This is a genomic window from Cupriavidus oxalaticus (genome assembly GCF_004768545.1).
GTDB classification, from domain to species: domain Bacteria; phylum Pseudomonadota; class Gammaproteobacteria; order Burkholderiales; family Burkholderiaceae; genus Cupriavidus; species Cupriavidus oxalaticus_A.
Map to the genome: position 1 here is coordinate 2,324,782 of NZ_CP038634.1, position 25,615 is coordinate 2,350,396.

General features: G+C 68.7%; 23 protein-coding genes. 14 read left to right on the plus strand and 9 right to left on the minus strand.

The features are described from left to right. Positions 1 to 118 precede the first annotated feature (118 nt). Positions 119 to 850: a BON domain-containing protein gene (locus E0W60_RS10435; RefSeq protein WP_133093307.1), complete on the plus strand. Its 732-nt coding sequence runs from the start codon at positions 119 to 121 to the stop codon at positions 848 to 850. 19 nt (positions 851 to 869) lie between these two features. Here E0W60_RS10435 and E0W60_RS10440 read toward each other — a convergent pair whose 3' ends face one another. Continuing rightward, entirely contained in the window at positions 870 to 1,970 is a 1,101-nt protein-coding gene (locus E0W60_RS10440) for a helix-turn-helix domain-containing protein (protein ID WP_240745778.1), read from the minus strand. Positions 1,971 to 2,167: 197 nt separating this feature from the next. Here E0W60_RS10440 and E0W60_RS10445 point away from each other — a divergent pair, with 197 nt between their 5' ends. Both E0W60_RS10445 and E0W60_RS10450 read left to right on the plus strand, forming a co-directional pair. Next, on the plus strand, positions 2,168 to 3,427 hold the full coding sequence (locus tag E0W60_RS10445; RefSeq protein WP_135703876.1) for a M20/M25/M40 family metallo-hydrolase: 1,260 nt from the start codon (positions 2,168 to 2,170) through the stop codon (positions 3,425 to 3,427). A gap of 190 nt (positions 3,428 to 3,617) precedes the next feature. After that, a complete protein-coding gene (locus E0W60_RS10450; RefSeq protein ID WP_133093304.1) occupies positions 3,618 to 3,881 on the plus strand; it encodes a hypothetical protein in 264 nt (87 codons plus the stop codon). Between the two features lie 9 nt (positions 3,882 to 3,890). On the opposite strand, the gene E0W60_RS10455 is transcribed toward E0W60_RS10450, so the two are convergent. From E0W60_RS10455 to E0W60_RS10465, 3 genes are all read right to left on the minus strand, one after another. After that, entirely contained in the window at positions 3,891 to 5,468 is a 1,578-nt protein-coding gene (locus E0W60_RS10455) for a phospholipase D family protein (RefSeq protein ID WP_135703877.1), read from the minus strand. Between the two features lie 116 nt (positions 5,469 to 5,584). Beyond that, complete coding sequence (locus E0W60_RS10460) at positions 5,585 to 6,184, minus strand: superoxide dismutase family protein (RefSeq protein WP_133093302.1); 600 nt, start codon at positions 6,182 to 6,184, stop codon at positions 5,585 to 5,587. 129 nt (positions 6,185 to 6,313) lie between these two features. Further along, positions 6,314 to 7,249, minus strand: a complete 936-nt coding sequence (locus tag E0W60_RS10465) for a LysR family transcriptional regulator (RefSeq protein WP_133093301.1) — start codon at positions 7,247 to 7,249, stop codon at positions 6,314 to 6,316. 382 nt (positions 7,250 to 7,631) lie between these two features. On the opposite strand from E0W60_RS10465, the gene E0W60_RS10470 reads away from it, so the two are divergent. The 7 genes from E0W60_RS10470 to E0W60_RS10500 all read left to right on the plus strand — a co-directional run bounded on the left by E0W60_RS10470 (position 7,632) and on the right by E0W60_RS10500 (position 16,667). Beyond that, positions 7,632 to 8,525 carry an alpha/beta hydrolase gene (locus tag E0W60_RS10470; RefSeq protein ID WP_135703878.1) on the plus strand — a complete coding sequence of 298 codons (894 nt, stop codon included), beginning with the start codon at positions 7,632 to 7,634 and terminating at the stop codon, positions 8,523 to 8,525. A gap of 239 nt (positions 8,526 to 8,764) precedes the next feature. Next, positions 8,765 to 10,006 (plus strand): efflux RND transporter periplasmic adaptor subunit, encoded by a 1,242-nt coding sequence (locus E0W60_RS10475; protein ID WP_135703879.1) that lies wholly within the window; start codon positions 8,765 to 8,767, stop codon positions 10,004 to 10,006. A gap of 109 nt (positions 10,007 to 10,115) precedes the next feature. Then, positions 10,116 to 13,304, plus strand: coding sequence for an efflux RND transporter permease subunit (locus tag E0W60_RS10480; RefSeq protein WP_135703880.1), 3,189 nt, complete (start codon positions 10,116 to 10,118; stop codon positions 13,302 to 13,304). 11 nt (positions 13,305 to 13,315) lie between these two features. Then, positions 13,316 to 14,839, plus strand: coding sequence for an efflux transporter outer membrane subunit (locus E0W60_RS10485; protein WP_240745779.1), 1,524 nt, complete (start codon positions 13,316 to 13,318; stop codon positions 14,837 to 14,839). Between the two features lie 185 nt (positions 14,840 to 15,024). Next, on the plus strand, positions 15,025 to 15,591 hold the full coding sequence (locus E0W60_RS10490; RefSeq protein ID WP_135703882.1) for an SRPBCC family protein: 567 nt from the start codon (positions 15,025 to 15,027) through the stop codon (positions 15,589 to 15,591). A gap of 73 nt (positions 15,592 to 15,664) precedes the next feature. After that, a complete protein-coding gene (locus E0W60_RS10495) occupies positions 15,665 to 16,120 on the plus strand; it encodes a hypothetical protein (protein ID WP_135703883.1) in 456 nt (151 codons plus the stop codon). Between the two features lie 76 nt (positions 16,121 to 16,196). Then, on the plus strand, positions 16,197 to 16,667 hold the full coding sequence (locus tag E0W60_RS10500) for a DUF2127 domain-containing protein (protein WP_135703884.1): 471 nt from the start codon (positions 16,197 to 16,199) through the stop codon (positions 16,665 to 16,667). On the opposite strand, the gene E0W60_RS10505 is transcribed toward E0W60_RS10500, so the two are convergent. Beyond that, positions 16,664 to 18,469 carry an ExeM/NucH family extracellular endonuclease gene (locus E0W60_RS10505; protein WP_135703885.1) on the minus strand — a complete coding sequence of 602 codons (1,806 nt, stop codon included), beginning with the start codon at positions 18,467 to 18,469 and terminating at the stop codon, positions 16,664 to 16,666. The two genes, E0W60_RS10500 and E0W60_RS10505, sit on opposite strands and share 4 nt — an antisense overlap. 152 nt (positions 18,470 to 18,621) lie before the next feature. Here E0W60_RS10505 and E0W60_RS10510 point away from each other — a divergent pair, with 152 nt between their 5' ends. Then, positions 18,622 to 18,912: an antibiotic biosynthesis monooxygenase family protein gene (locus tag E0W60_RS10510; protein ID WP_135703886.1), complete on the plus strand. Its 291-nt coding sequence runs from the start codon at positions 18,622 to 18,624 to the stop codon at positions 18,910 to 18,912. Positions 18,913 to 18,919: 7 nt separating this feature from the next. Beyond that, on the plus strand, positions 18,920 to 19,558 hold the full coding sequence (locus E0W60_RS10515) for a CDP-alcohol phosphatidyltransferase family protein (RefSeq protein WP_135703887.1): 639 nt from the start codon (positions 18,920 to 18,922) through the stop codon (positions 19,556 to 19,558). A 44-nt stretch (positions 19,559 to 19,602) separates the two neighbouring features. On the opposite strand, the gene E0W60_RS10520 is transcribed toward E0W60_RS10515, so the two are convergent. Further along, entirely contained in the window at positions 19,603 to 20,904 is a 1,302-nt protein-coding gene (locus tag E0W60_RS10520; protein ID WP_135703888.1) for an MFS transporter, read from the minus strand. Positions 20,905 to 21,010: 106 nt separating this feature from the next. Continuing rightward, a complete protein-coding gene (locus E0W60_RS10525; RefSeq protein WP_135703889.1) occupies positions 21,011 to 21,604 on the minus strand; it encodes a TetR/AcrR family transcriptional regulator in 594 nt (197 codons plus the stop codon). 128 nt (positions 21,605 to 21,732) lie between these two features. Between E0W60_RS10525 and E0W60_RS10530 the strand changes: the two genes are divergently transcribed. Together E0W60_RS10530 and E0W60_RS10535 are read left to right on the plus strand one after the other, a co-directional pair. Continuing rightward, positions 21,733 to 22,500, plus strand: coding sequence for an SDR family NAD(P)-dependent oxidoreductase (locus tag E0W60_RS10530; protein ID WP_135703890.1), 768 nt, complete (start codon positions 21,733 to 21,735; stop codon positions 22,498 to 22,500). Between the two features lie 137 nt (positions 22,501 to 22,637). Next, a complete protein-coding gene (locus E0W60_RS10535) occupies positions 22,638 to 23,069 on the plus strand; it encodes a cupin domain-containing protein (protein WP_133093288.1) in 432 nt (143 codons plus the stop codon). Here E0W60_RS10535 and E0W60_RS10540 read toward each other — a convergent pair. Further along, positions 23,053 to 24,045, minus strand: a complete 993-nt coding sequence (locus E0W60_RS10540) for a tripartite tricarboxylate transporter substrate-binding protein (protein ID WP_135703891.1) — start codon at positions 24,043 to 24,045, stop codon at positions 23,053 to 23,055. The two genes, E0W60_RS10535 and E0W60_RS10540, sit on opposite strands and share 17 nt — an antisense overlap. Positions 24,046 to 24,080: 35 nt before the next feature. Beyond that, positions 24,081 to 25,583 carry a M81 family metallopeptidase gene (locus tag E0W60_RS10545; RefSeq protein ID WP_135703892.1) on the minus strand — a complete coding sequence of 501 codons (1,503 nt, stop codon included), beginning with the start codon at positions 25,581 to 25,583 and terminating at the stop codon, positions 24,081 to 24,083. Positions 25,584 to 25,615 lie beyond the last annotated feature (32 nt).

The window sequence follows — 25,615 nt, forward strand, 5'->3', positions numbered from 1 at the left end:
ATGAGGAAGCGGTTGCCAGGTCCCCGGCGGTGATGGAGGCCGCGGCGCCGCGCCAGGCGCGCCCGCAGGCCGGGCGCACGTCTTCTCATCTCCAGACCATTCGGGCGAGGCGATCAAAATGCAGACTAGCGAAGCGGTGCTGACGCAGGCGCGCGCAGCCTTGGCGCATGTGCCTTATCAGGGGCATGTTCTCCATCCCACCATCCAGTTGCGGCTGTCGGACGGCGCGCTGATCCTGGAGGGCGAGGTAGCCGATATCGTCGACAAGACCCGCGCGGCCACCGCGCTGCGGCGCGTGGACGGCGTGACCAGCGTGATCGACCATCTGCGCGTGATGAACGGCAGCGTCACCGTCGGCGACGGCGAACTGCGCGATGCGGTATGCGAGCGCCTGCTCAATGCCATCGAATTCCGTAGCTGCAGGATCTGCGCGCGCGTCAAGGGCCAGCACGAGACCGTGCGGGAGCCCGTGGGCGAACGCAGCGGCTGGATCGAGGTCGAGGCGCATGACGGCGTGGTGACGCTGTGGGGCCAGGTGATCAGCCTGTCGCACATGCGCCTGGCCGGCGTGCTGGCCTGGTGGTCGCGCGGCTGCCGCTGCGTGGTCAATGAGCTGGTGGTGGCACCCGCCGAAGCCGACCGCGACGATGAGATCACCGAGGCGCTGATGCTGGTGCTGGAGACCGATCCCTTTGTCGACGCGGCCCAGGTCAGCGTGCGTACCGAAAATCGCGTGGTCACGCTGGAAGGCTGCGTCGCCAGCGAGAATACGCGCCGGCAGGTCGAGCGCGACGCGTGGTACGTGCAGGGCGTGGAGGACGTGGTCAACCACATCTCGCTGCGCGCCTGACCTTGCCCCTTGCCGCCGCCTAGCCCGGCATGCCGCGCCGGGCCGCCGCATCCTCCATGCGCCAGTAGCGCCGCCGCGCGCGCAGCGCGAAGCGCGCGCGATAGTCCGACATCGACATCGCCGCGATGCGCTGGAACAACCGCCTGAACGCGGCCGCGTCGCTGTAGCCGCAGGCTTCGGCGATCGCCTGCGTGCCGTGCAGCGTCACCTCCAGCAGCATGCGCGCGCGCTCCACGCGCAGCGTGTGCAGGTAGTCCAGCGGCGTCATGCCGGTGACCTGCCGGAAATGCCGCAGCAGGGTCCGCTCGCTGACCGCCGCGGCCTGCGCCACCGCAGCCAGTTGGTAGGGCTCGGCCACATGTTCCTGCAGCCACTGGACAGCCCGGTAGACCGGGCTGTCCGCCGTGCGGCTGAGCCAGCGCTGCGACACCAGCGCCGGCACGCTGCGCTGGCGTTCGGGCTGGTACAGCATCAGCTGCGCGGCGGCCTGCGCCAGGTCGGGGTCGTGCAGGTGGCCCAGCACGCGCAGCATGAATTCCACCTGCAGCGCGGGCGCCACGCATGAGAACACCTGCCCGTGCACGCTCATGGCCTGGTCCCCGCCCAGGTCCGCGCGCGGGAACTGGTGCGTCATCCAGCTCTGGTACATCCACGGCGCGCCGCTGCGGGCGCCGTCCAGCAGGCCGAGCTGCAGCGGCAACAGCATCCCCGACGAACACGCGGCAAGCCAGCCGCCGGCTGCCACATGGCGCTCGACCATGCGCAGCGCGGCGGTATCGCCGCGGACGATGTCGCCGAGCTGGTGCGCATTGCTGGCCAGCAGGGCCGGGATCACCAGCAGCGAGCGGCTGACCGCGGCGCGGATGCGGCGCGTGGAGGCTTCCAGGCCCGGCAGGTCGGCCGACAGCATGCGGCCGTTGGCGCCGCACAACTGCCAGCTCAACGTCGGCGCGGCATCGGGGCGCTGCAGGCTGGCCACGCCGGCGACGGTGCGCAGCACGTCGAGCGTGGTGAAGAGGGTGCCGGGCATCGCATGGGGCAGCCATAGCAGGCGGACATGCAAGGGTGTTGCGGACGCGGCGGGGGTGTCGGGGACCAGTGGATCAGTGGGGGCGCGCATGTCAGGGGCAATTGGTGCAGGGTCGATCGCGGGCCAGGCGTGGCGGGATCGGCATTGTGATTGGCGATATTGATCCTCCCCATGCCCGCTGGCAAGGGCTAGCATCTTGCACGTTGTGCCGTGCATGCCCGCGTTGCGACACGGCATGGCCCCAATAAGCTTCCAAGATCCCAACAAGACCAACCCGAGGAGATTCCATGCCGTTTTCCGTTCGACACGTTGCCGTTGCCGCCGCCCTGGCACTTGCCGGCGCAGGCCACCTGGCCGCTGCCGCCCAGCCTGATGCTGCGCTGCTGGCCGCTGCCCGCACCGCCCAGCCGGCGGTGGTGCAGTCGCTCAAGGAGATGGTGTCGATCGAATCCGGCAGCGCCAACGCGCAGGGCCTGGCCCAGATGGCCAGCTACACCGAGAAGCGGCTGCAGGCACTGGGCGCCAGGGTGGAGCGCGTGCCGGTCGCCAAGGGCCCGGGCACCATGGTCAAGGGCACGTTTATCGGCAACGGCAAGCGCCGCATCATGCTGATCGCCCACATGGACACGGTCTATCCGGAAAACACGCTGGCGACGCAGCCGATCCGCGAGGAGGGCAACCGGCTCTACGGCCCCGGCATTGCCGACGACAAGGGCGGCATTGCGGTCATCCTGCATTCGCTGGAGATCCTGAAGAACAAGGGCTGGCGCGACTACGCGCAGATCACCGTGCTGTTCAACCCCGACGAGGAAGTGGGTTCGGTCGGCTCCGGCGAAACCATTGCCACGCTGGCCGCGCAGCATGACGTGGTGCTGTCGTGCGAGCCCACTGCCGCCAAGGACGTGGTCAAGGCCGAGTCGCTGCTGCTGGGCGCGTCCGGCACCGCCACCGCCACCATGCAGGTCAAGGGCCGCGCCGCGCATGCCGGCGCCGCGCCCGAGCGCGGCCGCAATGCGCTGGTCGAGCTGGCCTACCAGCTGCAGCAGACCCGCGACGTCGGCGCGCAGGTGCCCGGCTCGCAGCTGAACTGGACCCAGGCGCAGGCCGGCACGGTGCGCAACCAGATCCCCGAAAGCGCGGTGGCCTATGGCGACGTGCGCACCACGGCCAGCGGCGCCGCCGAGAGGCTGAAAGTCGCGCTGCAGGACAAGGTCAGATCGGGCCAGCTGGTGCCCGACACGCAGACCACGGTGACGATGGAAGAAGGCCGCCCGCCGTTCATCGCCGACGCCCGCGGCCGCGCGCTGGCCAGGCGCGCGCAGGAGATCTACGCGGAGCTGGACGGCCGCACCCTGGCACTGGCCGAAAGCACCGGCGGCGCCACCGACGCCAGCTACGCCGCGCGCTCGGGCAAGCCGGCGGTGGTGGAGAGCTTCGGCCTGGCGGGATACGGCTACCACGCGCGCGACGAGTACGTCGAGCTGGATTCGATCGTGCCGCGGCTGTACCTGATGACGCGGATCCTGGAGGATATTGGACGCAACTGAGCGGGCGCAACTGAGCGGGGCGCCATCGAGGCCCGGGCCGGTGTGCGGAGCATGGCACCCGCGGGCGCCGAGGTGGCGCGTCAGGTATGAGCCATGCGCCGCCGGCGGCCACAGGCCCCGGCATCCTGCTACAGTGTCAACGCCGCCCGCAAGTGGCGGCCATGACAAGACATAGTGGGGAGACCGCAGCATGAACCGCAAAGGCCTGGTCGATGCCGCCTCGGCATTGGAAGACCTGGCGGCCGGCAATGTGCCGGCTGCCGCGCAAGTCGCGGCAGGCGCCGCCGCGCTGGAGAAGATCCATGCCGATTACCCGGGCTGGCGCGATGTCGGCGATGCCCTGTTCGGCCTCAAGGCGCTTGCCAGCGGCAGTGCCATGGACCTGGACGCCAATGGCCGCCAGCGCGCCGGCCGCCTGGCCGACGTCGTGCGCAGCCTGATCGACCAGATCTGAACGGCCCGGCTACAGCATCGACTCGATCGGCAGGATCGACAGGAACCAGATGCCGAGCCGCCGCCACCAGCTGGTGTTGGGTTCGGTGTCGTAGCGCACCACCTCGTTGCCGCGCCGCTCCAGCCAGTACAGCTTGCCCTGCTCGTCGAGCTTGACCTGGTAGGCCGCTTCCGGCACCACCGTGGCGAAGGTCGATTCGATGCGGCCGGCCAGAGCCGGGCTGTCGATGACGAAGCCCAGCTCGGTATTGAGGTGGGCCGAGCGCGGGTCGAAATTGAACGAGCCGACGAACACGCGGCTGGCATCCACGCCAAAGGTCTTGGCATGGAGGCTCGAGCCGGAACTGCCGAACGGGCCGGCGCGGTTCTCTTTCTTGTCCGGTGTCGCCGACCGCCGCAGCTCATACAGGTCCACGCCTGCCTCCAGCAGCGCCTTGCGGCGCTTGGCATAGCCCGAATGGACGGCGGCGACATCGGTGGCCTCCAGCGCGTTGGTCAGCACGCGCACGGCAACGCCCTTTTCGGCCAGCTGCGAGAAATACGCGGTGCCCGCGGTGGAGGGGACGAAGTAGGGCGAGACCAGGTCCAGCTCGCGCTGGGGCTCCCCCAGGATCTCGCGCAGCTGGTGCGCGACCAGCGTGTCGCGTCCCGCCTCGCCAAGGGCCTTGGCGGGATCGTCGCTGACGATGCGCGCCCTGGCCCACTCGAACTCCAGCGTGCCGTCGAGCATGTGCCGCACGTCGGGCACCTCGCGCAGCGCCGCCACGTAGGCCGCAGCGGCCGGGTTCTGCTCCACCGCGCGGGCGTTGCCGGCCAGTTCGTCCAGGCGCTCCATGCTGACCGGCGGCACCAGCCGGTCCACCGGGTATGCCGAAGCGCTCGCCCAGTAGCGGTCGAAGTCGTGCGCCACGTCGGCGGCGGCGGGGCCGATCGCAATCACGTCGAGGTCGGCGAACAGCACGCCGTCCGTGGCCCCGAAGTATTCGTCGCCGACATTGCGCCCGCCGATGATCGTGGCGACGCCGTCGGCGGTGAACGACTTGTTGTGCATGCGCCGGTTCAGGCGCCGGAAATCGGTCAGGAAATTGAGCGCCTTGGGCTGGCGCAGCACGAACGGGTTGAAGATCCGCACTTCGGCCTGCGGGTGCGCGTCCATGGCCGCGAGCAGCTCGTCCATGCCCGACAGCCCGTTGTCATCGAGCAGCAGGCGCACGCGCACGCCGCGGTCGGCGGCCTCGTGCAGCGCCTCCAGCAGCAGCGTGCCGGTCAGGTCGTTGCGCCAGATGTAGTACTGCACGTCGAGCGTGCGCTGCGCCGTGCGTGCCAGGTGGATGCGCGCGGCGAAGGCGGCCTGGGCGTTGTTCAGCGGGTGGATGCCGCTGAGCCCGGGGTGGCCGGCCAGCGCGGCCGCGATCGCGCGGCCCAGCGGCGTGGCCGCGGCCTCGGCGGGCGTGATGGCGGTGGATTCGGTGCGGTTGTCCAGCGGCGGCAGCGCGCAGCCGCCCAGCAGGGCGGCGCAGCACAGCACGAGCGAACTGGCGTGCAGGCGGTGGTGGGGCACGAACGCAGCGTCTGTGGGCAATGGCATGGCGATGGTCGGCGCGTCCCGCGGGCGGGGCCGCGCGTGTCGGCAATGTCCGCGATGTTGCCATGCCCTGACCCTCTCCCGCGAGCGGAGATACTCAGGTGCGAAACACCTGCGACTTACGAAGCCGCCACTACCCCACAGGCAATGCGTCCGCCCGCATTGCCGGTCGGCTGCGTCTTGTAGTCGTCCGGATCCTTGTGCACCACCACTGCGCGCCCGATCACGCTGTTGGCTCCGGTACCCACCGACAGGTCCGGCAGCAGCATGCTGACCCTGGCATTGCCGCTCGAGTCGGCAGTGATGTTGTTCATGTCGCCGGCGTGGTGATCAGGCATGGTCATCTGGCCGTGCGGCTTGCCACCCGGATTGAAATGGCCGCCGGCGCTCATCGCGTCGGGCGCGGAACAGTCGCCCTTTTCATGGACGTGGAAGCCATGGACGGTATTCGGCGGCAGTCCGGTGATCGAGGCGGTCATCAGCACGCCGCCCGGCTGCTGCTGGAAAGTCACGGTGCCGGCGGTATTGGTGCCGCTCTTGGGCTGCAGCGCGGCCGCGGCGCGGGCACCGCTCGTGGTCGACGACGATGCGGCGGCAGCGCTGGCGCTGGCGCCGGTGGCGCTGGATGAGGCCGAGGCGCTCTTGCCGGAACCGGCGCAGCCGGCCAGCACCACGGTGGCGGCAACGCAGGCGGCCAGGGGGATAAGCACTTGTTTCATCGGAATCCTCTTCTCGTCGTGATTTCGGATGAAACAGTATAGGACGGGCAACGCGCTCGCGGCTTCCGGTTTTGTCCTGCCAGGCACGTTTCGGAGGCTCCGGCGCTTGCAACTTGCGCCAGGGCGCGCTCAGGCCGCCACCGCGAGGCGCTGCTGTACCGCACCAAAATGCGGGTGGCGCGAGAACAGGTCCGCCGCCCAGTTGACAAACACCCGCACCTTGGCCGACAGGTGCCGGTTCTGCGGATACATCGCCGAGATCGGCAACTCGTCGGTCTGCCAGTCGGCCAGGATCTCGACCAGCCGGCCGCTGGCCACGTAAGGCTCGGCCATGGCGCGCGAGATGCGGGCGATGCCATGGCCTTCCAGCGTGCAGCCCACGTAGACCTCGGGATCGTTGGTCGAGATCGCCGAGGGCAGCAGTACCTCGCCGCGCTCCGTGCCGCGCGCCATCGGCCACGGCATCTCGCGTCCGGTGCGGTTGGACAGGTAGTTCACCGCCTTGTGCTGCGCCAGCTCGGCCAGGTCGCCCGGCGTGCCGGCGCGGTTCAGGTAGATCGGCGAGGCGTAGAACGCCAGCTTTACATGGCCGATGCGTCGGGCCACCATCGATTCGTCCAGCGGGATCCCCACGCGCAACACCACGTCGACGCCTTCCTGCAGCAGGTCGATGGGCTTGCCGTTGATGGTCAGTTCGAGCTTCAGGTCGGGGTAGGCCTGCAGGAAGTCATTCAGTGCAGGCACGAGAACCAGATTGGCCAGCGGCGCGGTGGTGTCGACCGACAAGGTGCCGCGCGGCGAATTGTTCTGCCGCGTCAGCGACTGCTCGGCTTCTTCCACGTCCGCCAGGATGCGCACGCAGCGTTCGTAGTAGGCCGCGCCGTCGTTGGTCACGCTGATGCGGCGCGTGGTCCGGTGCAGCAGCTTGACGCCGAGGTGCGTCTCCAGGTTCTGGATCAGGCGGGTCAGCGTGGCCTTGGGCAGGTCCAGCGATTCGGCGGCGCGCGCAAAGCTGCCGACGTCCACGACCCGTGTGAATGCCTGCATTGATACGAGACGGTCCATGATGAGGTTCCGACGAGAGATCCGAACGGCGTGCCGCGCGCGCTCGTGACGCGCACGGCGTGGCTTGTGGTTGTGATTGGGGGAGTGCTGCCGGCTGGCTGGCGCCGGATGCGTGGGGCGCGGGCCGGCGTGGGTTTGTCAGGGCGAGCAGCGCCCGCAACGAAGGCAGGGTTGCGGGTCGCCATGCGTGCCAGGAACTGGAGTGAATCACATTTTCGATGACCTTGTCACGCGTGGGGTTTCGGTCATCGGGAGTGGTTCGATTATTCCAATCCCGGAACAGTGCATTGGCGATCTCTCGCTTTATCCCATCCTCGTCAATCACCATAATCCGTTGCATCGCAACACTCAAGCGCATTGTTTTTCCCGTGCGCCGGACGCCATGCCAAACAAGCCAGGCCAACGCCAGAACGCCGCTCCCGCCGCCACCGGCCAGGGCGAGCCGCGCGTGGTCGAGCACACGGTAACGAGCGACGGCCGCGAGATCGCGGTGTGCGTGTGCTACCCGCCGGGCTATCCCGCGCCGGGCGCCGAGGCGGCCACGTGGCTGCCCTGGCTGGTGTACCTGCATGCCGGCGGCTTTGTCGATGGCGGCCTGGAGCGGGCGCGCAAGCTGGTGCAGGACCTGGCCAGGGCGGTGCCGGCCGTGGTGGTGACGCCGGCCTATTCGCTGGCGCCCGAAAACCCGTTCCCGGCCGCGCCTGAAGACGCGCACAGCACGGTGCAATGGGTGCTGCGCAACGCCCGGCGCCTGAAGCTGGACAAGACCCGCTTCGCGCTGGTGGGTGAGGAAGCCGGCGGTAACCTTGCGATCGCGCTGGCGCAGATGCTGCGCGACCGCGGCACCGCGCAGCCGCGCGGCCAGTGGCTGATCCGGCCGGTGACCGACCCCTGCCTGCAGCACGCATCGTGCGCGGGCTTCGGCAGCGGGCAGGTGCTGATGGAAACGTTGCGGCGCATGGCCTGCAACTATCGCGATTACTTGCCGACGCCGGCGGACAGCGTGCATCCCTATGCCGCGCCGGCGATGGCTTCGCGCCTGGCCGGGCTGCCGCCCACGCTGGTCCAGGTCGCGGAACAGGATACGCTGCGCGCTGAAGGCGAGGCCTTCGCGCAGCGGCTGGGCAAGGCCGGTGTGCCGGCCCAGGCCATGATCATGCCCGGCGCCTGTGGCGACGGCGTGGAAGAGACCCATGACGCGTGTCAGGCATGGGTCGACGAAGGTGCGCGGTTCCTGCAGCGATGTCTGGCTGCGGCCGACGATACCTCACCCTGACCGAACGCCAGGCTGGCGCAAGCGCCAGCCGGCCTGGAGCCAAGCCCGCCGGCTGAGCCGCTCCAGCCAATCGCCAGCCGGCTCTGTATCGGCCAGAGCCAGGTCCGCCGGTTTGCATGGGCGGCCCTAAGTCCGACTATCCAATCTGAATCGGTTCCGATCCGCCCTGCGCGGACCGGCAGGCGGCGTTCGGCCATTTGCTTTTCCGGTTGAAGAAAACCCGAACAGGAGTTTGAGAAATGCAGCAGCATAAGCGACGTACCCTGATTGCCCTTGCCATCGTCGTGGTGCTCGGTGCCGGCGTGGCCGGCGCGGTCCTGCGCCCGTGGCACAGCGGCGAGGCCCATGCCAACACCCCGCCGCCGGCCCCGTCGATCGAAGTGGCCGCCGCGGTGGGCCAGACCATAACGGAGTGGGACGAGTTCTCCGGCCGACTGGAGGCGGTCGACCGCGTGGAGATCCGCCCGCGCGTGGGCGGCACCATCGATGCGGTCCACTTCCGCGAGGGCGCGCTGGTGAAGAAGGGCGATCCGCTCTTTACCATCGACCCGCGCCCCTACGCCGCCGAAGTGGCACGCGCCGAGGCCGCGCTGGCCGCCGCGCAAGTCCGCGCGGGGCACGCCAGGAGCGAGGGCGAACGCGCGCAGCGGCTGCTGGACGACAACGCCATCTCGCGCCGCGAGTTCGACGAGCGCATCCACGCCGCGCGCGAAACCAGCGCCAACGTGCGCGCCGCGCAGGCACAACTCGAAGCCGCGCGCCTGAACCTGACCTATACGCGCATCACCGCGCCGGTGTCCGGGCGCGTGTCGCGTGCCGAGATCACCGTGGGCAACCTGGTGGCGCCGGGCACGGCCACGCCGGCGCTGACCACGGTGGTGTCGGTGTCGCCGATCTACGCGAGCTTTGAGATCGACGAGCAGAGCTACCTGCGCTACACCGCGCCGGGCGCCGGCGGCGGGCAGGCCAACCTGCCGGTCTACCTCGGCCTGGCCAACGAAGACGGCCACCCGCACCAGGGCAAGATCCAGTCGGTCGACAACCGGCTCGATACCCGCAGCGGCACCATCCGCGTGCGCGCGGTGTTCGACAACGACGACGGCCGCCTGCTGCCGGGCCTGTACGCCAAGGTCAAGATGGGCGGCGGCGCGCCGCATGCGGCGGTGCTGGTCAACGACCGCGCCGTCGGCACCGACCAGGGCAAGAAGTTCGTGCTGGTGCTCGACAAGGCCAACAAGCTGGTCTACCGCGAAGTCGAGCTCGGACCCAACTACGAAGGCCTGCGCGTGATCCGCAAGGGGCTGAAGCCGGGCGAGAGCATCGTCGTCAACGGGCTGCAGCGGGTGCGGCCGGGCGACACGGTTCAGCCCAAGGCGGTGGCCATGGCATTCCGCAGCGAGCTGGAGCCGCGCCAGGCAACGCCTGACCGCAAGCAGGCCGCCGCCGGAAAAGGCGATGCGGACGCCAAGCCGGTGAGCTGATCCGCCTACCGACAGCAGAAAACCCCTAGCGCCCCCCTGCAGATGTGGATGGCGCCCGCCACGGCGGGCCGCCAGGGGGACCGCTACGCCAACGCAGGCAGAGACCAAGATGAACCTCTCCAAATTCTTTATCGACCGCCCCATCTTCGCCGGGGTGCTGTCGGTGCTGATCTTCCTGATTGGCGCCATCTCGATGTTCAAGTTGCCGATCTCGGAGTACCCGGAAGTGGTGCCGCCGTCGGTGGTGGTGCGCGCGCAGTATCCGGGCGCCAACCCCAAGGTGATCGCCGAAACCGTGGCTTCGCCGCTGGAAGAGCAGATCAACGGCGTCGAGGACATGCTGTACATGTCGTCGCAGTCCAACAGCGACGGCCTGCTCACGCTGACCGTGACCTTCAAGCTGGGCACCGACCCGGACAAGGCGCAGCAGCTGGTGCAGAACCGCGTGTCGCAGGCCGAGCCGCGCCTGCCGGAAGACGTGCGCCGGCTGGGCATCACCACGGTCAAGAGCTCGCCGGACCTGACCATGGTGGTCCACCTGGTCTCGCCCAACGACCGCTACGACATGACATACCTGCGCAACTACGCGGTAATCAACGTCAAGGACCGCCTGGCGCGGATCCAGGGCGTGGGCCAGGTGCAGCTGTTCGGCTCGGGCGACTACGCCATGCGCGTGTGGCTCAACCCCGAGAAGATGGCCGAGCGCCAGCTCGCCACCAGCGATGTCATCAAGGCCATCCGCGAGCAGAACGTGCAGGTGGCGGCCGGCGTGATCGGCCAGTCGCCGTCGCTGCCGGGCGCCGACCTGCAGCTGTCGGTCAATGCGCAGGGCCGCCTGGGCACGGTGGAAGAGTTCGGCGATATCGTCGTGCGCACCTCCGCCGACGGCGCGGTGACCTACCTGAAGGACGTTGCCCGCATCGAGCTGGGCGCGTCCGAGTACGCGCTGCGCTCGCTGCTGGACAACAAGCCGGCAGTGGCCATCCCCATCTTCCAGGCGCCGGGCTCCAACGCCATCCAGATCTCGGATGACGTGCGCAAGACCATGGAAGAGCTGAAGCAGAACTTCCCGGACGGCATCGACTACAGCATCGTCTATGACCCCACGCAGTTCGTGCGCCACTCGATCGAGGCGGTGACGCATACGCTGTTCGAGGCCATCGCGCTGGTGGTGCTGGTGGTGATCCTGTTCCTGCAGACGTGGCGCGCATCGATCATTCCGCTGCTGGCGGTGCCGGTGTCGATCGTCGGTACCTTCGGCCTGATGCATGCGTTCGGCTTCTCGATCAACGCGCTGTCGCTGTTCGGGCTGGTGCTGGCCATCGGTATCGTGGTCGACGACGCGATCGTGGTGGTGGAAAACGTCGAGCGCAACATCGAGGAAGGGCTGACGCCGAAGGAGGCCACCTACAAGGCCATGCGCGAAGTCAGCGGCCCCATCATCGCCATCGCGCTGACGCTGATCGCCGTGTTCGTGCCGCTGGCCTTCATGACCGGCCTGACCGGCCAGTTCTACAAGCAGTTCGCGCTGACGATCTCGATCTCGACCATCATCTCCGCGTTCAACTCGCTGACGCTGTCGCCGGCGCTGTCGGCCCTGCTGCTGAAGAGCCATGACGCGCCCAAGGACTGGCTGTCGCGCGGCATGGACCGCGTGTTCGGCGGCTTCTTCAAGCGCTTCAACAACTTCTTCGGCCGCAGCGCGGAAAGCTATGGCCGCGGGGTGAAGGGCGTGATCCGCCGCAAGGGTTCGGTGTTCGGCGTCTATGCGGTGATGCTGGCGCTGACCTGGGGCGTGTTCCAGCTGGTGCCCAAGGGCTTCGTGCCGGCGCAGGACAAGCAGTACCTGGTGAGCTTCGCCAAGCTGCCCGACGGCGCCACGCTGGACCGCACCGAGGACGTGATCCGCAAGATGAGCGAGATCGCGCTGAAGCATCCGGGCGTGGAATCGGCGGTGGCCTTCCCGGGCCTGTCGATCAACGGCTTCACCAACAGCCCGAGCGCCGGCATCGTGTTCGCCACGCTCAAGCCGTTTGAAGAGCGAAAGAGCGCAGAGCTGTCGGGCGCGGCCATTGCCGCCGACCTCAACCAGAAGTATGGGGCGATCCAGGATGCCTTTATCGCGGTGTTCCCGCCGCCGCCCGTGCAGGGCCTCGGCACCATCGGCGGCTTCAAGCTGATGATCGAGGACCGTGCGGCGCTGGGCTATGACGCGCTGTTCGAGGCAACCAATGCCTTCGCCACCAAGGCGCGCGCCACGCCCGAGCTGACCGGCATCTTCAGCAACTACCAGGTCAACGTGCCGCAGCTCGACGTCAAGCTGGACCGCGTCAAGGCCAAGCAGCTGGGCGTGCCGGTGACGGAGGTGTTCGACACGCTGCAGACCTACCTGGGCTCGGCGTACGTCAACGACTTCAACAAGTTCGGCCGCACCTATCAGGTCAAGGTGCAGGCGGATGCGCCGTTCCGCGCCCATGCCGAGGACATCCTGCAGCTGAAGACGCGCAACGCCGCCGGCGACATGGTGCCGCTGTCATCGCTGGTGCAGGTGAAGCAGGGCTTCGGTCCGGACAGCGTGGTGCGCTACAACGGCTTCACGGCTGCCGACATGAACGGCGGGCCCGCGCCGGGGTTCTCGTCAGGGCAGGCGCAGGCCGCCGCCGAGCGCATCGCCGCGGAAACGCTGCCGAAGGGCATGAAGTTCGAATGGACCGAGCTGACCTACCAGGACATCCTGGCCGGCAATGCGGGCGTCTGGATCTTCCCGCTGTGCGTGCTGCTGGTGTTCCTGGTGCTGGCTGCGCAGTATGAAAGCCTGACGCTGCCGCTGGCGGTGATCCTGATCGTGCCGATGAGCCTGCTGGCGGCGATGACGGGGGTGTGGCTGACGCAAGGCGACAACAACATCTTCACGCAGATCGGTTTCATCGTGCTGGTGGGGCTATCCGCGAAGAACGCGATCCTGATCGTGGAGTTTGCGCGCGAGCTCGAGCATAACGGCCGTACCGTGGTGCAGGCCGCGATCGAAGCGAGCCGCTTGCGCCTGCGTCCGATCCTGATGACGTCGTTCGCTTTCATCATGGGCGTGGTGCCGCTGGTGGTGTCCAGCGGTGCCGGCTCGGAGATGCGCCATGCGATGGGCGTGGCGGTGTTCGCGGGCATGCTCGGCGTGACTTTCTTCGGGCTGTTCCTGACGCCGGTGTTCTACGTGGCGCTGCGTTTGCTGGCCACCCGGGGCCAGCGCCGCGCGGCGGCGCAGGAGCAGGGCGCCGCCCGCCTGACCGCATCGGCTGAATAATGGTGATCAACATGAATGCTGCTGCAATGTCGACAACAAACTACTGGTTGCCGAAGCTGGCTACGCTGGCCGCCGCGCTGATCCTGGCCGGCTGCTCGCTGGCGCCGACCTACAAGGTGCCGGAGACCGCCACCGTGCCGGCCTACAAGGAAGCCGAGGCCGCGCAGGCCGAAGGCGCGCAATGGAAGACCGCGACACCGGCCGAAGGCCAGCATCGCGGCGAATGGTGGAAGATCTTCGGCGACGGCGAACTGGACCGCCTGATGGCCGCCGCCGGCGAATCCAACCAGGATCTCGCCATCGCCGCGGCGCGCCTGAAGCAGGCGCGTGCCTTCACCGGCGCGACCGAGGCGGATCTCTACCCGCAGCTCAGTGTGGGGCTCGATCCGACCCGATCCCAGCCGTCGGCCGCGTCGCAAGGCCTGCCTGATGGCACGCGGGTCTCGCCGCAGACCGTGCTGAAGGCCCGCGCCTTCGCCAGCTATGAGTTGGACCTGTTCGGCCGCGTCGCGTCCAGCGTCAATGCCGCGCGCGCCGATGGCGAGGCGGCCGAGGACCTGTACCGCTCGGTGCAGCTCGCGCTGCAGGCCGACGTGGCGCAGGCGTATTTTGCGCTGCGCACGCTCGACAGCGAACGCGACCTGCTGAATGCGACCATCCGGCTGCGTGAAGACGCGCTGAAGCTGCTGAAGAAGCGCTACGACGCCGGCGAGACCACCGACCTTGACCCGGCCCGCGCCGAGGCCGAGCTTGGCACCGCGCGCGCCGACCTGGCCGGCATCGAGCGCCGCCGCGCCAACCAGGAGCATGCGCTGGCGGTGCTGACCGGCGTGCCGCCCGCGGCGTTCTCGCTGCCGGCGCGGCCGTTCGATGCCGCGCCGATCGCGATCCCGGCCGGGCTGCCGTCCGAGCTGCTGGAGCGGCGCCCGGACATCGCCGCGGCGGAGCGGCAGATGGCTGCGGCCAACGCCCGCATCGGCGTGGCCAAGGCGGCGTTCTTCCCGCGCATCACGCTGACCGGGCTGTTCGGCTTTGAATCGGCCGACCTGTCCAACCTGTTCAAATGGTCGTCGCGCACCTGGATGCTGGGGCCACTGATCGGCTCGACCATCGCGCAGACGGTGTTCGACGGCGGCCGCAACAGTTCCAACCTGGCCGGCGCGCGTGCCGCGCACGAGGAAAGCGTGGCCGCGTACCGGCAGACCGTGCTGGTGGCGTTCCGGGAAGTCGAGGACAGCCTGGCCGATGTGCGCTGGCTGAGCCAGCAGGCAGGCGCGCTGGACAGCGCGCTGGGCGGCGCGCGCCGCGCGGCGCGGATCTCGCGCAGCCGCTACGATGCCGGCGCCGTCGACTACCTGACCGTGATCGATGCCGACCGCACCGTGCTGCAGTCCCAGCGCGAGGCCAATGCGGTGGCGGGCTTGCGCGCTGCCGCAACGGTGTCGCTGATCCGCCGGCTGGGCGGCGGCTGGGGGCCGGTGCCGGAGACGGTGGCGGCAACGCGGCCGGTGACGGCCACCGTGCCCGCGCAATGACGCGCCGCAGCGGCACGCCATGACGCGGTGCAACCGCGCGCCGCAAGGGCGTCGATAAGCGCGACAATAAGCGCACCAACAAGCGCACCAACAAGCGACGCCGATGCTGGCGCGATGCCCCGGAATCACTACACTGGAAGCATCGCGCCACGCGTCAGATTTGCGGGCGCCTGGGTTGCGCCGTCATGCTTCGCTTCAGGAAACCGGTCTGGGGATTGATCTTTGCCGCGCTCACGGTGGCGCTGCTGCTGGTGCCATTGCCGTGGGCGGACCGCACCAGCATCCACGACGAAGTGGTGATCGCCCGGACTCCGGCCGAGGTGTTCGACTACATTGCCACGCCGCAGCACTGGCCGGCGTGGTATCCCGCCTCGGGCGCGGTAGCGGGGGCCACGGACCATCCGCTGGCGCTCGGTGAGCGCGTGGCCGAAAGCTTCGTGGCGGGCGAGCGCAGCGCCGTGGTGATCTGGACCGTCACCATCAACCAGCGTCCGCGCGTCTGGGCGATTGCGGGCGAGGTGCCGGGCGGGCGCCGGGCCGGTACCATCACCTACAAGCTCACTCCGGCCATGACGCCGTCGCTGACGCCATCAGCGGAAAGCACGCGTTTCGAACGGGAATTCAGCTACCAGTCGCCCACGCTGCTCTTTGCGCTGCTCAATCGCCTGATGCTGCGCTCGCGCCTGCAGTCCGAGTCCGCCGAGGCCGTCAGGCGCCTGAAGGCGAGGCTGGAAGCACCGCAGGCGCCATAGCCTTGCACGGCGGGGCGATCGGCACTAAGTTGGAAACAGCGGCCCATGCCGCTGCAGGAGCTTTGCCATCACCATGACGTCCCGTACCCTTGGCCTTGATACCGCAGCCTGGATGTGGCGGCTGGCATTGGGCGCCGCGCTGGCACTGGCGTTGCAGTTCGGCGCGGCACCGCTGCGCGCCCAGCCGCATGAGTCGGGTCCGATCACGATCGGCGGATCGGCGCAAGTGCAGGGGCCGGTGCGGGTCCATGGCACCCTGACCGTCGCCGGCCACGTCTATGCCAGCGGCCCGCTGACCGCAGCATTCTTCACCGGCCCGGTCAGCGCCCGCTCTGTGCCGTATCGCGGCGGCTACCTGAAGGTGTTCAAGGGACCGTTGACCGTGCATGGCGACATGGTGGTCAATGGCGACCTGAACGTTGCCGGACCGCTGACCGTCGATGGCCCGCTTGCCGCCAGCGGCGGCATCGATGCCGACGGGCCGATGCGCGAGCGGGACTACAGCGACTACCGCGACTACCTCCGCTGACTACCGCCGCTGCGTGGCGTTTCCCTGTTGCACAATACCGGCTTTGCAGTCACTGCAATCCGGACGGGGAACACGCATGGCAAAGCAGGGTGAGGGCGCTCTGGGCCTGAAGGGCATTGCAATGTTCGAGGCGGCCAAGGGCCTGCTGGTGATCGTCGCCGGCCTGGGGCTGGCCGCGCTGCTGCACCGCGATGCGCAGGCGCTGGCCGAAGCCATCATCCAGCGCCTGCACGTCAACCCCGCCAGCCGCTATCCCACCATCTTCCTGTCGCTGCTTGCGCATCCCGATAACGCGCGCCTGTGGGCGATCGGCGGCTCGGCGGCGGTCTATGCGCTGATGCGCTTCGCCGAGGCCTACGGACTTTGGCGCGGGCTCGCCTGGGGCAACTGGATCGGCATCTGGTCCGGCGGCATCTATATCCCGCTGGAGTTGTACGAAGCCTTTGTCCATCCGGGCTGGCTGCATGGCGGGCTGGCGGCGGCCAACCTGCTGGTGGTGCTGTACCTTGCGCAGGGATTGCTGCTGCGGCGCATGTCGGCCGGCTAGGGCGATCCGGCGGCCGGGGCGAGGTCGATCAGCAAGGGGTCGTGGTCGGAGGACCGGTATGCATCGGGGGCGTAGTAGGCCGGCACCGAAGGCGCGCCCGGGGCCGGCGCATAAGAGAACGCCGCCGGCTCGTCGGCATTGATATGCCACGGCTGCACGGCTACGACATGCCTCGCGGCCGCGGCATCCGCCAGCACATGGTCGAGGTAGCCGGCCTGTCCGTTGTAGACGTAGCTGTAGGCCTGCGGCCCCGCCAGCTTCGCCACCATGTCCGCATAGCCGCGCCGTGCCAGCAGCCGCACCGGATCTTCCATTGCATAGCTGTTCAGGTCGCCGATCACCAGCACGCCCGCGCCGGGGGCGCCGGTCGGCACCATGGCAATCCAGTCGGCCAGGGCGCCGGCGGCCTGCACGCGCGAGGGACTCCAGCATCCTTGCCCATCGCCCTGGTCGGCTTGCGCGCCAGCGGCTTCCGCGCAGTTCTTTGACTTGAGGTGGTTGACCACGACCGTCACTGGCGCGCCGCCGGCCTTTGCCCGGAAGCTGGCGGCAAGCGGCTGGCGGCTGCGGGCGCCCAGCCAGGTGGTGGCGGCACGGCCTACGATCTCCGTGGCGCGGGCGTTGTACAGCAGGCCCACCGCGATGGCATCGCCGCCGAGCGCGGGCGTTCCGGGATCGACGACGCGCCAGTCGGGCCCGAGCCGCGCCGCCAGTTGCCGCACGGCGCTGTCCGGGCCAAAGCCGTTGTTCTGCAACTCCATCAGGCCGATCACGTCGGCATCCAGCGCACGCAGTGCGGCGGCCAGCTTGGCCTCCTGCCGGGCCAGCGCCGCGGCGGTCCGCGCGCCGCGGTTGTCGCCCGAAGCGAGGCCACCACTGCCGCCACCGCCGTTAAAGTAGTTCTGCAGGTTGAATGCCGCCACCCGCAGCGTTGCGGCGGGATGGCGCGCCGGCGCGCCCGGGCGCGGATTGGCGGCCTGGAACGCCGGCGCCCGCGCGCCGCGTACCGGCTGCAGGCGCCACTGCCCGTGGCGCTTCTCCAGCACGCCGGCCACGCCGCTGACGGTATCGCCGGTACGCAACGGATGGCTGGCGGCAAGCTGCGGCGGCGGGTACGGCACCACTTCCGGGTACTGGCGCGTCGAGCCATCGTCGAGCAGCAACCGGTTGCGCAAATTGGCCGCCGCGGCTTGCGCTGCGCCCGCGCCTGGCAAGGCGACCTGCGTGGGCGCGAACGGGCGCCCCACGCTCAGCGCCAGCGTGCCATAGCGCGCCAGTTCATGGGTTTCGCTGACCGTCAGCGTCTGCGGCATCCTGACCAGCATGCCGGCGCGGGCACGCAGGTCGGCATCGCTGGCCGGCAACACCAGCGTTGCCGGCGTGACCGGAATGCCGCTGGCGCAGACCGCCGGCGCATCGGACAAGGTCAGCTGTGTTTGTCCGAATTTTTCCTCGACCCTTCCGGACAGGCGCACGAGGTCGCCCGTGCGCGCCACTGCCCGCGGGGCATAGACGAACAGCCCTTCGGAAATGCCCGGCCGCTGCTGGCGCTGGGCGTCGGCCTGCTGCACGAAGAAGCCGCGCAGGCCGCGATCGCCGCTGAAATCCGCGGTGACCACCGCTTCGACCTCGACCATCCGGCCGGACCATGCGCCGCCGTCCTGGACCTGGGCAATGGCCGTCGCCGGCGCGCCGCATGGCTGCACGGCGCCAAACGCCGGCGCGGCACCGGGCAGGCAGAGAAGAATGGTGAGGGCAGGGATGCAAAAACTTTCGGGCAGCGGTCGCAAGCGGGTCGGCATGGCAGCTCTGGCAACGAAGTGGCAAGGTCCACGATGCTAGCCGAGCGGTGTAACGGAATGCTTTCCGCGGCATGCGGCGCCGTCGATCGTGCTAAGGTAGTAAGAACCCGCCGGCGTGCGCCGGCCTCCTACCCAAAGGTAATAGAACCGCCATGATCAAGGAAATCGCTCAACTCACCATCAAGCCCGGCATGGAGCAGCAGCTCGAACAGGGCGTCAGCCAGGCCAAGCCGCTCTTCCTGCGCTCGCGCGGCTGCCATGGCGTGCAGCTGTTCCGCTCGATCGAGCAGCCCGAGCAGTACACGCTGGTGGTCGACTGGGAGACCGTGGAGGACCACATGGTCCACTTCCGCGAATCGCCGGAATTCCAGCAATGGCGTGCGCTGGTGGGCGATACCTTCGCTGCACCGCCGAGCGTGCACCACGTATCGCAGGCCCTGTAAGCGCGCGATGAACACACGGCCGGAGCGTCCCCGCCATTTCTCGATGCTGCGCGAACTGCAGCTTGCCGACGTGTTCACGCTCGGCAATGCAGCCTGTGGCATGGGGTCGGTTTTCTTCGCCATGTTCTACGTGGCGGACCAGCAGCTGTCGCACTTCTACACGGCCGCGGCGCTGGCGCCGCTGGCCTTTATCTTCGACGTGCTCGACGGCCGCATCGCGCGCTGGCGCCATGCCCATTCGGCGCTGGGGCGCGAGCTCGATTCGCTGGCCGACGTGATCTCGTTCGGCGTGGGGCCGGCCACGCTGGCGTTTGCCGCCGGCATGCGCGGCGGCTGGGACCTGGCCATTCTGATCTACTTCGTCTGCTGCGGCGTGAGCCGGCTGGCGCGCTTCAACGTCACCGCCGAAACGCTGGCCGCCGGCAGCGACAGCGGCAAGGTGGCGTATTTCGAAGGCACGCCGATCCCGACCAGCGTGCTGCTCACCGCCGTGCTGGCATGGTGTGCCTGGCAAGGACAGCTGGGTGGCGACCTGCCTGGCGGCGCCTGGGTGCTGGGCCCTGCCGTGCTGCATCCGCTGGCGCTGCTGTTCGCGCTGTCGGGCACGCTGATGGTCAGCAAGACGCTGCGCATCCCCAAGTTCTGAAGAATGGCCCGGTGCGTGCGGGAACCCGCGCGCACTGCGTGGGCTCACGCGCGAACGGGCTCCGCCATGCTTGCCGCACGCTTGCGGCTGGCCATCAGCGCCAGCAGCGCCGCCACCAGGCAGGCCGCGCCGGCGGCATACAGCGCCGGCGTATAGGTCAGCAGCAGCGTGCGGGTCATCCCCGCGCCGAACGCCGCCACGGCCGCGCCGATCTGGTGGGCCGCGAAGATCCAGCCGAACACGACCGGCGCGCGCTCGCGCCCGAACGCGGTGGCGGCCAGCTTGACCGTCGGCGGCACGGTGGCGATCCAGTCCAGCCCGTAGAACATGGCAAAGATCGACAGGCCGTACAGCGTGAAGGTCGAATGCGGCAGCCAGAACAGCGACAGGCCGCGCAGCGCGTAGTACCAGAACAGCAGCTTGCGGCTGTCATAGCGGTCCGACAGCCAGCCCGACAGGATCGTGCCGACGAAGTCGAAGGCGCCCATCATCGCCAGTGCCGACGCCGCCGGCACCGGGCCCATGCCGAAGTCGCCGCAGAGCGCGATGAAATGCGTCTGGATCAGGCCATTGGTGCTCAGGCCGCAGATAAAAAAGGTGCCGGCCAGGACCCAGAACGCCTGCGTGCGCGCCGCATCGCGCAGCACCGCGAACGGCGCGCGCAGCGTCAGCGGCGCCGGGGGGGCGGACGGCTGCACCGGCGCCGCGGCCGGGACTTCGCCGAACGCCGCCAGGCCCACGTCGGCGGGACGGTTGCGCATCAGGCCTAGCACCAGCACGGCCAGCAGCGCGCACGCGGCCAGCACGGGCAGCACGGCGACGCGCCAGCCCATATGCTCGATCAGCCAGGCGGCCACCGGCAGGAACGCGAGCTGGCCGGTGGCCGAACTGGCGGTCAGCAGGCCGATGACCAGCCCGCGCCGCGCGCTGAACCAGCGGTTGGCGACCACGGCTGCCAGCACCAGCGCGGTCAGCCCGGAGCCGACGCCCAGCATCAGCCCCCACGCCACGAAGAGCTGCCACAGCTCGGTCGACACCGTTGCCAGCGCCATGCCGCCCGCGATCAGCGCCAGCGCCGCGCAGACCACGTTGCGCACGCCGAAGCGCTCCATCAGGATGGCCGAGAACGGCGCCATCAGCCCGAACAGCGCAAAGCGGAAGGCAAGGATCGACGAGATCTCGTCGGTGTTCCAGCCCATCTCGCGCGCCAGCGGCGACAGGAACGCCCCGGGCAGGCCGAGCGCGGCCGAGGTGGTAAGCATCACCAGGAAGGTAAGGGCGGCGACCAGCCACGCGTAGTGGATGCCGCGCCGGTCGAGCCGGCGGGAAAGGGCTTGCGCGAACATTGGGTTTCTCTGACCTCGGAGTTGGGGTGGCGACAGGCGAAAGAGGCCCAGCCCGCCAGCCCATAGGTGGCAGGGGGAAGGGCCCGGCACGTGGTTAAGGGGCGGGCTAGGCGGAACTGCCCAGCAAACGGTTGCGGACGGCGTCGAGCATGGCCTCGGAAAGCGGATCGCCCGCGGTTGCGCGCGCCAGTGTCAGCGCGCCGACCAGCATGGCCATGCGGATCAGGGCTTCTTCCTCGCGTACCCGCGGGTCATCGCTGGCTACGGTCGTGGCCATCTCATCGACCAGTACCTTGAAGCCGTCCAGGTAAGCCTGCCGCACCGGCTTGTCGGCGGGCTCGCGCGCCACGTCCACCGCCAGCGATGAGGCAGCGCAGCCGGCGCCAGGGTTGGCGCAGTGCGCAGCCGTCAGGTACGGCTCGACCAGGTTGGCCAGCATGGTGTGCCGGTCGCCGTTGGCGCGCGCCAGCCGGCGTTCCCAGCGCGCGGCGGATTCTTCAAAGGCGCGCTTGCAGGCCTGCGCGGCGAGCGCGTCCTTGGAAGCAAAGTGGCCATAGAAGCCGCCGTGGGTCAGGCCGGCGCCGGCCATCAGCTCGGCGACGCTGACGCCGTTCAGTCCGCGCTCGCGGAACAGCCGCGACGACGCCTGCTCGATCGCCTCGCGGTTCTTGTCGGCTTGTTCGCGTGATGCGCGTGCCATGTGAAGGACTCCTCGGAATTCTGCCTTGACTGCAGTTTAGATGATGGCCATACTTTATTCAATAGATGTCAGTCATCATCTATAGAGCCGGAAAAACAGCAGCCATCCCCATTCAGGAGTTATTCATCATGCACAACCTTTTCGATCTGAGCGGCCGCGTTGCCGTCATCACCGGATCCACCCGCGGCATGGGCCTCGCCATGGCGCGGGCGCTCGGCAACGCCGGCGCCGCCGTGGTGGTATCGGGACGTGACGGCGAAGCCGCGCGCACCGTCGCCGCGCAGCTGGAAGCGGACGGCATCCGCGCCACCGGCATCGCCTGTGACATTGCCGACGTCGACAGCGTGCGCGCCTTCGCCGAGCAGGCTCTGGCCGCGTACGGCCGGGTCGATGCGCTGGTCCTCAACGCGGCGGCCGGCGCCACGCCGGGTTCGATGCTGACGCAAGGCCCCGAGCTGTTCGATGCGGCCATGGCCGGCAATGTGCGCGGCAACCTGATGCTGGTGAACGCGCTGGCGCCGCAGATGGCCGAGCGCCGCGATGGCTCGATCACTTTCATGTCGAGCATCGCGGCGAAGCGCGGCTCGGCGTTCCTTGGCCTGTACAGCGTGACCAAGGCAGCGATCGACCAGGCCATGCGCAGCCTTGCGCTGGAGCTCGGCCCGTCCGGCATCAACGTCAATGCCATTAACCCGGGCCCGGTGCGCACGGAATTCTCGCGCGATGCCTTGTGGGGCGACCCGGAGCGCGAAGCGCGGCTGGCCGCGGGCGTGCCGATGCGGCGCATCGGCGAGGCGGAGGACGTGGCGGGGCTAGCGGTGCTGCTGGCCGCGCCGGCCGGACGCTATATCCATGGCCAGAGCATCGGCGTGGATGGGGGCTTGTCGGCGCAGTAAGGCGATGCGCGGCCAGGCGCAGCGGCGCGATTGAACGGCCATCGGCAAATCACTATGATGAATTTCCCGATGGCCGATAAGGCCTGGAAATGCCGGCGTGGCGCCCCTGGCGAGCCGAGAGAGCGGAGCATTGCATCATGCAGACAACGAGCGCGAGCATTCCGTCGACCCTGGTGGCGGTGCGCCCGGACCGGGAAATCGCCACCAGCCAGAAGCTGCCGTATTTCGTTGGCATTTCCGGCACGACGGCAGGCGCGAGGGCATTGTCGATGCACCTTGTCGTGGTCCCACCCGGCGCGCACGCGGAAGCCCATGTCCATTGCGAGCACGAGACCGCCATCTACGTGCTGGAGGGCAGGGTGGAAACCCGCTACGGCCCCGGCTTGCGAGATTCCGTGGTCACCGGGGCGGGCGAGTTCCTGTTTATCCCGCCCGGTGTTCCGCACCAGCCATTTAATCTCAGCGCCACCGAGCCGGCCCGCGCCATCGTTGCCCGCAACAGCCCGGAGGAGCAGGAGCGGGTACTGCCGTACGATCCTGCCGCGGATACGACTACTCGGTCGCCGTAAAGCCGGAAGCCATGACTACAGGCTTCCACCGCCCCCGCTGGTCCTGGATGGTCTGACGCAGTGCCGCGGCCGGCTGGCCGTTCAGTTCCATGCCCAGCGTCGCCATCCTGTCGCGGAGGTCGCGCGCGCGGACAGCCTCCAGCAGCGCCTTCTCCAACCTGGCAACGGCGGCGGGCGGGGTGCCCGCCGGCACGAACGCAGAGTACCAACCGGAGGCCGTCTCGAAGCCGGGGGCGCCGGCTTCTGCCAGCGTCGGCACGTCAGGCAGCAGCGATGAACGCCTGGTGCCGGTAACGCCGAGGAAGCGGATCTTGCCGGCGCGGTACAGCTCCATCTGCCCGGCAATGGCGTCGATGCCGATGGGCAGCGTGCCGCCGATCTCATCGGTCAGCATCATCACCACGCCGCGGTACGCCGTGGGCGTCAGCGGCACGCCGATTTCCTTGCCGAGGGTGACGACGCCGAAATGAATGCTGCCGCCGAGGGTCACCAGTCCGACGCCGCCTTTCGAGGGATCGCGCTTCACCCACGCCAGGTATTCCTGCATGGTCCGGTACGGCTGGCCGACGCTGGTCGATGCCACCAGCGGCACATCTGCCAGGTACGCGACAGGGACCAGGTCCTTGTCCGGGTCGTAGGGCAGCTGTTTGTAGGTCAGTGGAAAGATCGTGAACGGCGGCGCCGGTGAAATCAGCAACGTCTTGCCGTCGCCGGGTGAGCGCCGGACATTGTCCAGCGCCAGCCGGGCTGAAGCGCCCGGACGATTTTCCACCAGGACCGGCGTGTCGAGGGAGGCGCGCAGCTTCTCGGCCAGCGCACGCGCAAAGATGTCGAGGGCGCCGCCAGGCGCGAATCCAACCACGATGCGCAGCGGGGTATCGGGGGGGGCCGCGAGCGCGGTGGCCGGCAAGACGCCCATGCCCAAGGCAAGGGAAATGCCGACTGCGAGGTTGCGCAGTGCGAATCGGACCGGCATGGTGTCTCCTTTGGGAAGCGAGAATACATCGATCATCAGAACGTCTGGAGCGCGGCGTGTTCGTCCAGCGGATAGATGGGGCGGCTCAGGTTGCGGAAGGGAAACTGGCTGTAGTCCGAGTTGCAGACGCCAGGGCCTGCCACCAGCACGATGTCCTTCGCGATCGGCTCGAAGCCGGCGCGGAAATGCTGGCGCGACTTGATCAGGACATACTTGCGGCGCGACAGGTCGATCCCGGCGTGGGTGAAGACGCCAGTATCGAATGGCTCCTGCGGCTTCTCGCAGACGACGACCAGCGTGCCGTCCACGTCAAGCACCGCTGTCCGGCCGAGGCTGAGCCGCATGCCCGTGAACATCGGCCCGGTCACCTGGTAGGCGCCATCGGTGATGCAGCGAACCTGTCCGGTCAGGCGTAGCGGCTTGCCTTTCAGGCCGAGCGCGGGCATGTCGGTCTTGCCGCCGACGTCGACCGTCACGGTCGTGCCCACACCCGCCTCGATCATCAGGGCTACGGCACCCGGATCCCAGAAGGGCCCGGCGACAACGTCCTTCAGTCCCTGCCGCAGCACCTCACCAAGCACCGTCATCTCGTCGGTCGGCCCGCCCGCACCGCAATTGTCGCCGTGGTCGACGAGGATCACGGGGCCGGCCTTGGCTTCGCGTGCGCGAGCGATGGACGTTTCCATGGGTTCGAGCGGAAAGACGAAGTCGGCGCGGCGCTCCCATGCTGCGGCGCTGAGTTCGTCGAGCAGCTGGGTGCCCGCCTCGGCATGGGCTGCATCGGCGACCACGACCACCGTCAGGCCGACATGTGGAATATCCGCAAGCGGAAAGCCGCCGAAGATCGACACGTTCAGCACCTCGCCATCGCGCTCCGCGGCGATGGCTCGATCCATGATGTCCTTCATCGGTTGCTCGCGCGGTGTCTGGCGCAGCATGTGGGTGAGCATCGGCAGCGTGCGCCACAGCATGACCGGGCGGACTTCGCCACGGATTGCCGCCATCAGCGTCTGCGCAGCGCGCGCTCCGGTCTCGTACACGTCCACATGCGGATAAGTCCGGTAGCCGGCAATGACCGTGGCATTGTCCACCAGTGCCTTGCTGAAGTTGGCATGGAAATCGAGCGATACCGCGATCGGCACCTCCGGCGCGGCGGCGCGGATCCGGACAAGCAGTTCGCCTTCGGCATCCGCAAGGCCTTCGGCCACCATTGCACCGTGCAGGTCGAGCATGACGGCGTCGCAGCCTTCGCGCACGGCCTCGATGATGGTGGCCGACATCGATTCGAAGGCTTCCCGTGTCACCACGCCGCTAGGTACGGCATTTGCCATCAGGGGCATCACGAACTGGTCGCCCTGGGCGACCACCAGGTCCATGAACGCCGCCGCAGCGCTGTTGGTGCCCTGGCAGGCGCGCACGGCGTCGTCGCCATACAGCGGACCATCGGTGCTGCTGCCGCGGCTGAAGGCGGACAGCGGCGTGGGAATCGGCGAGAAGGTATTGGTCTCATGCCGCATCAGGGCGATGACGAAGCGCATTGGGCGAGCTCCAGAAAATGGGTCGGACGTGA